This is a genomic window from Sphingomonas phyllosphaerae, from assembly GCF_029623345.1.
GTDB lineage: Bacteria > Pseudomonadota > Alphaproteobacteria > Sphingomonadales > Sphingomonadaceae > Sphingomonas > Sphingomonas phyllosphaerae_C.
On the sequence record NZ_JAPYKH010000042.1, the window covers coordinates 1 to 9776 of the forward strand.

13 protein-coding genes are annotated in these 9776 nt (G+C 71.2%); 8 read left to right on the plus strand and 5 right to left on the minus strand.

The window, feature by feature from the left end; all coding sequences use genetic code 11:
- The 6 genes from QBJ89_RS19745 to QBJ89_RS19770 form a co-directional block, all read left to right on the plus strand.
- A partial coding sequence (locus QBJ89_RS19745) for a queuosine precursor transporter (RefSeq protein ID WP_277982167.1) occupies positions 1-603 on the plus strand: 603 nt, incomplete at its 5' end.
- A 38-nt stretch (positions 604-641) separates the two neighbouring features.
- Positions 642-1547 carry an acetylglutamate kinase gene (gene argB, locus QBJ89_RS19750; protein WP_277982168.1) on the plus strand — a complete coding sequence of 302 codons (906 nt, stop codon included), beginning with the start codon at positions 642-644 and terminating at the stop codon, positions 1545-1547.
- A gap of 131 nt (positions 1548-1678) precedes the next feature.
- Positions 1679-1987 carry a YggT family protein gene (locus QBJ89_RS19755; protein WP_219755865.1) on the plus strand — a complete coding sequence of 103 codons (309 nt, stop codon included), beginning with the start codon at positions 1679-1681 and terminating at the stop codon, positions 1985-1987.
- A gap of 26 nt (positions 1988-2013) precedes the next feature.
- A complete protein-coding gene (locus QBJ89_RS19760) occupies positions 2014-2286 on the plus strand; it encodes a DUF167 domain-containing protein (protein WP_347342843.1) in 273 nt (90 codons plus the stop codon).
- Positions 2283-3152 (plus strand): bifunctional methylenetetrahydrofolate dehydrogenase/methenyltetrahydrofolate cyclohydrolase FolD, encoded by an 870-nt coding sequence (gene folD, locus QBJ89_RS19765; RefSeq protein ID WP_277982170.1) that lies wholly within the window; start codon positions 2283-2285, stop codon positions 3150-3152. Before QBJ89_RS19760 ends, folD begins: the two co-directional genes overlap by 4 nt.
- Before the next feature lies 1 nt (position 3153).
- Positions 3154-3771, plus strand: a complete 618-nt coding sequence (locus tag QBJ89_RS19770) for a MarC family protein (protein ID WP_183921896.1) — start codon at positions 3154-3156, stop codon at positions 3769-3771.
- Between the two features lie 301 nt (positions 3772-4072).
- Here the strand turns inward: QBJ89_RS19770 and QBJ89_RS19775 are convergent, their stop codons facing one another.
- Entirely contained in the window at positions 4073-5851 is a 1779-nt protein-coding gene (locus QBJ89_RS19775) for an AcrB/AcrD/AcrF family protein (RefSeq protein WP_277982174.1), read from the minus strand.
- Positions 5852-6033: 182 nt separating this feature from the next.
- Between QBJ89_RS19775 and QBJ89_RS19780 the strand changes: the two genes are divergently transcribed.
- Both QBJ89_RS19780 and QBJ89_RS19785 read left to right on the plus strand, forming a co-directional pair.
- On the plus strand, positions 6034-6408 hold the full coding sequence (locus QBJ89_RS19780; RefSeq protein WP_219755925.1) for a GtrA family protein: 375 nt from the start codon (positions 6034-6036) through the stop codon (positions 6406-6408).
- Between the two features lie 19 nt (positions 6409-6427).
- Positions 6428-7156 (plus strand): class I SAM-dependent methyltransferase, encoded by a 729-nt coding sequence (locus tag QBJ89_RS19785; protein WP_223011420.1) that lies wholly within the window; start codon positions 6428-6430, stop codon positions 7154-7156.
- A 39-nt stretch (positions 7157-7195) separates the two neighbouring features.
- Here QBJ89_RS19785 and QBJ89_RS19790 read toward each other — a convergent pair whose 3' ends face one another.
- The 4 genes from QBJ89_RS19790 to QBJ89_RS19805 form a co-directional block, all read right to left on the minus strand.
- The gene (locus QBJ89_RS19790; RefSeq protein ID WP_277982171.1) at positions 7196-8164 is read right to left on the minus strand and encodes a glucokinase; all 969 of its coding nucleotides are present in this window, start codon (positions 8162-8164) and stop codon (positions 7196-7198) included.
- A 122-nt stretch (positions 8165-8286) separates the two neighbouring features.
- Positions 8287-8703, minus strand: coding sequence for a secondary thiamine-phosphate synthase enzyme YjbQ (locus QBJ89_RS19795; protein ID WP_277982172.1), 417 nt, complete (start codon positions 8701-8703; stop codon positions 8287-8289).
- The gene (locus QBJ89_RS19800; RefSeq protein ID WP_277982173.1) at positions 8703-9074 is read right to left on the minus strand and encodes a tRNA-binding protein; all 372 of its coding nucleotides are present in this window, start codon (positions 9072-9074) and stop codon (positions 8703-8705) included. The genes QBJ89_RS19795 and QBJ89_RS19800 overlap by 1 nt, the downstream gene beginning before the upstream one ends.
- A complete protein-coding gene (locus QBJ89_RS19805) occupies positions 9074-9745 on the minus strand; it encodes a glutathione S-transferase family protein (protein ID WP_277982175.1) in 672 nt (223 codons plus the stop codon). The genes QBJ89_RS19800 and QBJ89_RS19805 overlap by 1 nt, the downstream gene beginning before the upstream one ends.
- Positions 9746-9776: the final 31 nt, after the last annotated feature.

Consider the following 9776-nt stretch of genomic DNA (forward strand, 5'->3'; position numbering starts at 1 on the left):
GTCTGTATCGCCGGGGTGCTCGGCAACAAGCAGGTGTCGCTCGGGCCGATCTCACGGCTTGGTCCGGCGCTCGGCCTGCCGCCGCTCGCGGTGGAGGCGGGGATCTTCGCCTTCCTGCTGCTCGTCGTCACCTCCAGCGCGATCGCCGAGCTGCACGGGCAGAAGGTCGCCGGCAAGCTCGTGCTGCTGGGCTTCGTGCCGCTGCTCGTCTCGATGGGGCTGACGCTGGTGGTGCTCGAGCTGCCCGCCGCGCCCGAGATGGACCGCGCGCATCTCGCCGCGTTCGAGCAGATGATGGGCGCGACGCCGTGGATCTGGGCGGGCGGGATCGTCGCCTACGGCGTCTCGCAATCGCTCAACGTCACGATCTTCTCGTGGCTCAAGGGGCGCGAGGGCGGGCGGCTTTTGTGGTTCCGCGCCGCGACCGCCAGCGCGCTGAGCCAGATCGTCGATTCGGTGCTGTTCATCTCGATCGCCTTCGGGCTCTCGGCGGTGGGCTGGCTGATGGCGGGGCAGATGCTCGCCAAGGTGGTGCTGTCGATCGTGCTGGTGCCGCCGCTGATCTACCTGATGGTCGCGCTGGGCCGCCGGCTCGACGGCTGACCTTTCGTCCCCGCGCCGGCGCGGCTATGGCGCCGCGGATGACCGATCCGACCCCCGCCGCCGCGCTCCCCCCGTCGCTCAAGGCCGAGACATTGGTCGAGGCGCTGCCGTACCTCCAGCGCTACGCCGGCAAGACCTTCGTGGTGAAATACGGCGGCCACGCAATGGGCGAGCCCGAGGCGCAGGCCGATTTCGCCGAGGACGTGGTGCTGCTCAAGGCGGTCGGCATCAACCCGGTGGTGGTGCACGGCGGCGGGCCGCAGATCGGCAGCATGCTCAAGCGGCTGGGGGTCGAATCGCGGTTCGTCGACGGCTTGCGCGTGACCGACGCGGAAACCGCACAGATCGCCGAGATGGTCCTGGCGGGATCGATCAACAAGGAGATCGTCGGCTGGATCGGCCGCGCCGGCGGGCGCGCGGTCGGCATCTCGGGCAAGGACGCCGGGCTGGTCCTGGCCGAGAAGGTGGGCGGGCGCGATCCCGACCCGTTGCAGGGGATCGAGCGCAAGGTCGACCTCGGCTTCGTCGGCGAGCCGGTCGCGGTCGACCGCCGCATCATCGATTCGCTCAGCCGCGACGGCATCATCCCGGTGATCGCGCCGATCGGCATCGGCGCCGACGGCCATACCTACAACATCAACGCCGACACGATGGCGGGCGCGATCGCCGCGGCGCTGGGCGCGGCGCGCTTCTTCCTGCTGACCGACGTCGCGGGCGTGCTCGACCGCGACGGCGAGCTGCTCACCGACCTCGACCCGGCGGCGATCAGGCGGCTGCGCGAGGAGGGCACGATCAAGGGCGGGATGATTCCCAAGCTGGAGACCTGCGTCGCCGCGGTCGAGGCCGGGGTCGACGCCGCGGTGGTGCTCGACGGCCGCGTGCCGCACGCGATGCTGCTCGAGATCTTCACGCGGCGCGGCGCGGGCACGCTGATCCGGCGGTGAGGGCGATTTAACTCCTCCCTGCGAGCGGGGAGGATCTGCCTCGGCGGCGACGTAGCCCACCTCCACACCCCGCTGGCACAGGCGGCGTCAGTGCCCTATATGACCGATACACCATCACGGAGACGCCGCGCGTGCTGACGCTCACCATCATCCAGATCCTGCAGGTGCTGATCTCGTTCGTGCGCTGGATCATCATCATCCAGTTCATCCTGTCGCTGCTGATTGTGTTCAACATCATCAACACTTCCAGCCCGTTCATCCGCGGGCTGCACGATGGGCTCGACCGGTTGACGGAGCCGCTCTACCGCCCGATCCGCCGCATGCTGCCCGCCACCGGCGGGATCGACTTCGCGCCGATGGTGGTGCTGCTCGGTCTGGTGATCCTCAACATCATCCTCAACAACATCGCCGCGAGCGTGCTGGTGGGCGGCACCGTCTGAGCGCCTGGCGCGCGACCGGCGACGGGATCGCGCTGACGGTGCGCGTGACGCCGCGCGGCGGTCGCGACTCGCTGGCGGCCGGTACGGACGACCATCTCGCCGCGCGCCTCGCCGCCGCGCCGGTCGACGGCGCCGCCAACGACGCGCTGGTCGCGCTGGTGGCGCGCCATTTCGGCGTGGCGAAGCGCGACGTGGCCCTGGTCGCGGGCCAGACCGCGCGGCTCAAGCGGCTGACGATCAAAGGCGATCCCGCGACGCTGGCACAGCGCGCGGGTTCGCTCTATGCGGCCGAGTTATGACCGCCCGCCTCATCGACGGAAAAGCCTTCGCCGCCGCGCTGCGCGACCGTGTCGCCACCGCCGCCGCCACCTTCACGGACGCCGCCGGGCGCCAGCCGGGACTCGCGGTGGTGCTGGTCGGTGAGGACGCAGCCTCATCGGTCTATGTCCGCTCCAAGGGCAAGGCGACGCTGGCCGCGGGCATGGCGAGCTTCGAGCACCGCCTCCCCGCCGAGACGACGCAGGACACGCTGATCGACCTCGTCGACCGACTCAACGCCGACCCGGCGGTGGACGGCATTCTCGTCCAGCTGCCGCTGCCGCGCCACATCGACGAGCGCGCGGTGATCGCGCGGATCGACCCCGACAAGGACGTCGACGGCTTCCACCCGCTCAACGCCGGGCGGCTCGCCACCGGGCTGGACGCGTTGGTGCCGTGCACGCCGCTCGGCTGCCTGATGCTGCTGCGCGACGTCCACCCGCATCTCGCCGGGCTGGAGGCGGTGGTGATCGGCCGCTCGAACATCGTCGGCAAACCGATGGCGGCGCTGCTGCTCCAGGAGAGCTGCACGGTGACGACGGTGCACAGCCGCACCCGCGACGTGATGGCGCATGTGCGCATGGCCGATATCGTCGTCGCCGCGGTCGGCATCCCCGGCTTCGTCCAGCCCGAGTGGATCAAGCCCGGCGCGACCGTGATCGACGTCGGCATCAACCGCGTCGAGGGCGGGCTGGTCGGTGACGTCGACCCGCGCGTCGCCGAGGTGGCGGGGGCAATCACCCCGGTGCCGGGCGGGGTCGGGCCGATGACGATCGCGGTGCTGCTGCGCAACACCGTCGTCGCGGCGTCGCGCCGCGCCGGGCTGGCGGTGGACCCGTCGCTCTGAGATGGTCGAGCTGTTCGTCTCGTCCTTCGTCACGCTGTTCCTGATCATCGATCCGCCCGGCTGCGCGCCGATCTTCGCCGGGCTGACCGCGGGCGCGACCCCGGCGCACCGCCGCGCCATGGCGATCCGCGCGGTGGTGGTGGCGGCGGGAATCCTGCTGCTGTTCGCGCTGGCGGGCGAGCCGCTGCTCCACGCGCTCGGGATCGAGCTCGCCTCGTTCCGCATCGCGGGCGGGCTGATGCTGTTCCTGATCGCGCTCGAGATGGTGTTCGAGAAGCGCACCCAGCGCCGCGAGGACCGCGCCGCCAAGGTGACCGCGGAGGAGGCCGACGACGTCTCGATCTTCCCGATGGCGATGCCGATGATCGCGGGGCCGGGCTCGATCGCGACGGTGATGCTGCTGATGGCGCGCAGCAACGGCTTCGAGCGCTCGGCGGTGGTGATGGCGGCGCTGGGGGCGAACCTGCTGCTGATGCTGGGCTCGCTGCTGGCGGCGGGGCCGATCATGCGCATTCTCGGCGCCAAGATCGAGGCGGTGATCACGCGGCTGCTCGGCGTGCTGCTGGCGGCGCTGGCGGTGCAGTTCGTGATCGACGGGGTGGTCGAGCAGCTGCGGTGAGGGGGGGCTGTAAGGCAAACCGTTGCGCCCGCGGCGACGCCCCACCCCGGCCCTCTCCTGCAGGGGAGGGTGAACAGGTGCGGTGAGGTGCTCCCCTCCCCTTCAGGGGAGAAGTTGGGGGTGGGGCGTCTCCGCAGACGCGGCGCCGGTAGGCTGTCTGCCAAGCCGCCTCCAACGCACGCCCGTTGTGCTCCCGCGCCCGCGGGGGCCCAGACGCCAGGGACGTCACACGCCGTTGTTCTGCATGACCTTGGCCCCCCCGCGTTCGCCGGAAAACGGGGGGCAATGACGGGACGCCCGCTTACTCGATCCGGAACGCCCGGAACGGCGAGCCTTTCTTCAGCGGCACCGGCACCAGCCAGTCGAACCGCTCGCCGCGCGCCAGCCGTGCGTAGAAGCCGCCCGGCGCCTTGGCGCGATAATTGGTCGATTCCGCCATGTCGGGGCACACCAGCAGCAAGGTCGCGGCGTGGCGCTTCATGATCGCGTGCGCCAGCTCGGGCGTGCCCTTGAAGGCGTGATGGACGTCGAGGATCGCGTCGCCGTTGCGATGGTACGGCCCCGCGATGGCGTCGTGGTGGGTCAGCGTGATCAGCCGCGGGCCGATGTCGACGAAGGTGAAGATCACCTGGCGCGGCAGCCGGTTGAGCGGCGCCATCGCGGGGATCGTCATGCACCGCCCGGTGGCCTTGTTGACGCGGCGGACATAGGCGCTGGGGCGGTCGATCTGGAACCAGTCGATCGCCAGCTGGGTGAAGCTCCCCGACACCAGCACGAACACCGCCACCGCCGCGAACGCCTTGGCCGGCCAGAAGCGCGGCGCGAGCAGCCAGGGCAGCGTCGCCCACGCCAGCGCCGCCGCGCCCGGGATCGCGAGCAGCTGCGCCGCCGGCCCCGCGCGCGCCTGCCACAGCAGCATCAGCGCGGCGAAGGCGCCGAACAAGGCGACACAGGCCCAGCCGCGCAGCGCGGGCGTGCGCCGCGCGCGCCACGTCGCCAGCAGCGCGCCGATCAGCCCGATCAGCGGCAAGGTCACGATCGGCAGCGCGATGCGCAGCGGATGGCGGTAGATCGGCTTGGCCTCGCGCACGTTGGCGAGCCAGGTGGTGTAGAGCTCGTCCGACACCTGCTCGGGGCGGCCGAGGCATTGCGGGAAGGCGAGCGCGAAGAAGGCCGCCACCGCCGCCCCCGCCGCCAGCGCCAGCACAAGCCGCACCGCCGGCCGCTTCGGGTCGACCAGCGCGAGCAGCAGCAGCAGCCCGCCCGCCAGCACCACCACCGACAGCCACACCGGGGTGAGCGCGTCGCAACGGAGCACGCGGTTGGCGTAGGAGGCGAACCCCGCGTAGCCCGCCGCGCTCCCGCCCGCGAGCGTCAGCGCGTAGACCGCGAGCCGGTCGCGCTCGCCGCGGTCGATCACCCAGGCGAGCGCGATGATCGCGCCCGACATGGCGGCATAGGGCAGCATCTCCAGCCCGATCGTCAGCGACACCGCGGTGGCGATCCCCACCAGCGCGCCGCCACGCGCGCCGCGCGGGTCGCACAGCCCCGCCACCGTCACCGCCAGCATCGCCAGCTGCCAGCCGTGATGGTCGATCCGGTCGGGCAGGAACATGCCGAGCGTCACGTTGGTGGCAAGGAACAAAGCGGGCGCCAGCCCCCAGGCGAGCGGGTGGATCAGCCGCCGCAGCGTCGCGCCCAGCGCCACCAAGGTCACCGCCGCGGGCAGCAGCGGCGCGATGCCGCACGCCAGCCGCTCCGCCTCCGCGTAGCCGACCAGCGGCCGCAGCAGCAGGATCAGCCCCGCGATCGGCAGGTCGACCAGCCGCGACCAGTGGATGTCGAACCCGGCCGGCGGGTTGAGCCGATAGTCGCGCAGGTCGTACCAGCCCTGGCCGTTCAGCAGCGCGCGCACCTGCATCAGCCGCATATTGTCGTCGGTATCGCCCAGCGACAGCCAGTGGATCGCGGCCCAGCGCTGCCACACGAACCAGGCGGCGATCGCCACCCAGACGAGCAGCGACAGCCGCAGCCAGTCGCGATCGATCACGCGCGCCGCTCGCTCGAGCCGGTCGCGCATCGTGTCGCGCTCACCCGGCCCGGCGTCCCGCCCCTGCATATCCAAAACGCTTCCTTCCGGCCGCCGCGCGCGATAGAGCCGCAGCCGCGTCTAGCCCCGGCGGCGCAAAGGGCAAGGTTTTGGCAGCGTCTCACTCATCCCCGTCGTCCCCGCCGCCGCCGGCGTCCTCCTCACAGCGCGAGATGGTCTGGCAGCTGGTGCGCTTCGGCGTGACGGGCGGGGTGATGACCGCGCTCTACGCCCTGGTCTACTGGCCGCTCGCCACCTATGTGATGAACCCGAACCTGGCGGTGGTGGTCGCCTTCCTCAGCGTGACCTTCATCGGCCGCTTCGCGCATGGCGCGGTGAGCTTTCGCGGCCATGGCACGCGCAGCGCGCGCACCGCGCGGCGCTTCTTCCTGGTGCAATTGTTCGGCTTCTTTCTCCAGCAGGGGTTCACCTGGGTGCTGGTGACCGGCCCCTTCTTCCACGGGCCGACGTGGTGGCCGCTGGTGCCCGCGGTGTCGGTGGTGCCGCTGCTGACCTTTTGGCTCCAGCGCAACTGGGTGTTCGCGTAAACATGAAGGCTGATCGCTGATGGACCGCCGCGTCTACGACCGCATGGCGGAGCACGATTCGACCCACTGGTGGTATCGCGCGCGCCGCGACGTGCTCGCCGATTTCCTCACGCGCGAGGCGCGGCTCCCCGCCGACGCGCGCATCCTCGAGATCGGCTGCGGCACCGGGCACAACCTGCCGATGCTGGCGCAGTTCGGCACGGTCGACGCGATCGAGATCGACCCCGCCGCGCGCGCGATCGCGAGCGATCGGCTCGGCCGCGCGGTCGGCGCCGCGCCGCTGCCCGAGCTGCCCGGCGTCGAGCGCGGCGCCTATGACCTGGTCGCGGTGCTCGACGTGGTCGAGCATATCGAGGACGACGTCGCCGCGCTGGCGGCGATGCGCGCGTGTCTCAGGCCCGGCGGCAAGATCCTGATCGCGGTGCCCGCGCACCAGTGGATGTGGAGCGCGCACGACGTGGTGAACCACCACCACCGCCGCTATTCCAAGCCCAGCCTGGTGCGCGCGATCCGCGCCGCCGGGCTGAAGGAGCGCGGGCTGACCTATTTCAACTCCTTGCTGTTCCCGCTGGCGGCCGCGGCGCGCGTCGCGGGGCGGCTGACCGGGCGCGACGACAGCGACGATTCGCCCCCGGCGGCGCCGCTCAACGCATTGTTCGAGCGCGTCTTTCGCGTCGAGCGCCACCTGGTGGGGCGGGTGCCGATGCCGATCGGCGTGTCGATCCTGACGCTGGCCGAGCCGGCGTAGCAGGGCAAGGCGAGCGCACGTCGAACGCTCCCGGCCGCCTCACCCCATGTGCCGCAGCGCCTCGGCCGCGCCGGCCAGCTCGCCGTCGTCGAGCGCGGCATAGACCCGCGGCACGGTCGCCAGCAGCCGCGCATATTTGCCGCTCCCCGCGAACAGCGGCGCCATTTCCGCCAGTCGCAGCAGCGGGCGCAGCGCCGCCGCCAGCCCGCCGGTGACGATCACCCCGTCCCACGCGCCGTAGATGATCGCGAGCTGGCCGGCGTAGCTCCAGAAGGCACGGCACAGCCAGGTGCAGGCCTCGCGCGCGAGCGGGTCCGAGGCCATGGCGCGCGTGATGTCCTCGGCGCTGGTCCAGCGCGGCGCGGTGTGGCGGCGGCGCGCCAGCGTCTCGTACAGGCGCACCAGCCCCGGCGCGGAGAGCAGGTCCTCGGCCACCACCGGGTAGCGGCCCGGGAAGATCTCGGCGGCGAGCCGCGCCAGCTCCTCGCTCACCGCGATGAACCCGCCATGCCCCGCCTCGGTGGCGAGCACGCGCACCGCGCCCGCGTCGTCGCGGCTCAGCACCGAGACGCCCAGCCCCGAGGTCATGCCGAGCACGCAATAGCTGCCGGCGCGGCGCAGCGAGAGCTCGTCGCCCGCGAACCGCTCCTCGGCGCGGACGTCGGCGCCGTGGAAGGCCCAGGCCTCGGCCTCGAAGTCGTTGAGGATCAGCGGCGCATGCCCGAGCATGCCGCGCAGTCCCGAGCGCGACACGTACCAGCGCCCGCGCGTGATCGACACGGTCTCGCCGCGCGGCAGCCCCGCCACCGCGAAGGCCGAGCGGCGCGGCGGTGCGTCGGGCCGGGCGTCGCGGAGGAAGTCCATGATCGCGCCGGAGATGCTGACGGTGGTGTCGGCGGTGAAGCTGCGCACGCTGTCGCGGCGCACCTGCCCGGCCGCGTCGGTGAGCGCGAAGCGCATCCGCTTGCGCCCGACATGTCCGACCAACGCCGTCCCCGCCTCCGCCATGCGGCGCCCTCCCTTGTTATCATTCTGGGTGATATCGCTATCAGCGCAGTACTAACAGGGGGTTAGCTGTAAGTTGGGGAGCGGGTGTAGATCCTCTCCGCTCGCGGGGAGGAGTGAGAGCCTCACTCCCCGATGACGTGGAGCGCGACGCGGCGGCGATGCGGTGCGGCGCGGTGCTCGGCGAGGTAGACGCCCTGCCACGTCCCCAGCACCATCCGCCCGCGCGCCACCGGGATCGACAGCGACACGCCGGTGAGCACGCTGCGCAGATGCGCCGGCATGTCGTCGGGCCCCTCGTCGTCATGCTCATAGTCGCGCGCTTCGGGCGCGACCTTGGCGAGCCAGCGCTCGAGGTCGCGGCGCACCGCGGGCGCGGCATTCTCGTTGATCAGCAGCGACGCCGAGGTGTGGCGGCAGAAGACGGTGAGCAGCCCGGTCTCGATCGCCGCGCCGTCGAGCCACGCCGCCACCTCGCGCGTGATCTCGACCAGCCCGGCGCCGCGTGTGACGACCTCGATCTCACCGACCGCCTGGCGCATCAGAACAGCCGCCCGCCGTCGGGCACGCGCTCGCTCGGCGCCACCAGCACCACCTTGCCGTCGGCGTCGGGGAAACCGAGCGTCAGCACTTCGGAGAGGAACTTGCCGATCTGGCGCGGCGGGAAGTTGACCACCGCGGCGACCTGGCGCCCGACCAGCTCGTCGGCCGCATAATGTTCGGTGATTTGCGCCGAGGAGCGCTTGCGCCCGATCGCCGCGCCGAAGTCGATCACCAATTTGTAGGCGGGCTTGCGTGCCTCGGGATAGGGTTCGGCCGAGACGATCGTGCCGACGCGCACGTCCACCTTGAGAAAGTCGTCGAACGCGATCTCGGGCGCTGAGGCCGCGGCGGGGTCGTGCGTGACGTGCATCAGAAGTCCGGGTTCTCGTAATAGCTCGGCGGCTCGATCCCGGTGATGCGCTCGGCCAGCAGCGGGCGGAAGCTGCGCCGGCTCTTGAACGCCGAATACCACGCCTTGGTGTGCGCGTGCCCGGTCCAGTCGATCCCGCCGAGATAGTCCGCGACCGAGATCTGCGCCGCCGCGGCGAGGTCGGCGAGGCTGATCGTCGCGCCCGCGATCCATTTGCGGTGGTCGAGCAGGAAATCGATATAGTCGAGGTGGCCGACCGAGGATTTCATCGCCTCACGCAGCCGCGACGCGTCGGGCGTGGTGCGGTGGACGATGCGCTTGATCATGCGCTCGTCGAGCAACGGCTGGGTGACGTCGCGATAGAAATGCGTGTCGAACCAGGCGACCAGCCGGCGGATCTCGGCGCGGTTGGCGGCGGTGCCGTTGATCATCGCGACGCGCTCGACGGTCTCCTCGAAATATTCGCAGATCGCCATCGAATCGACGAGCACGACGCCGCGCTCATTGTCGGTCATCACCGGGGTCTGACCGGCGGGGTTCATGTCGATGAAGGCGTCGCGCCGCTCCCACGGGTTCTCGCGCATCAGCTGGTAGCCGACGTCCTTCTCGTTGAGGAGCGTGCGGACCTTGCGCGTGAACGGACACAGAGGGAACTGATAGAGCTGCCACATGCCCGCCCGCTTAGGCCGAAAGCGCGGCGCG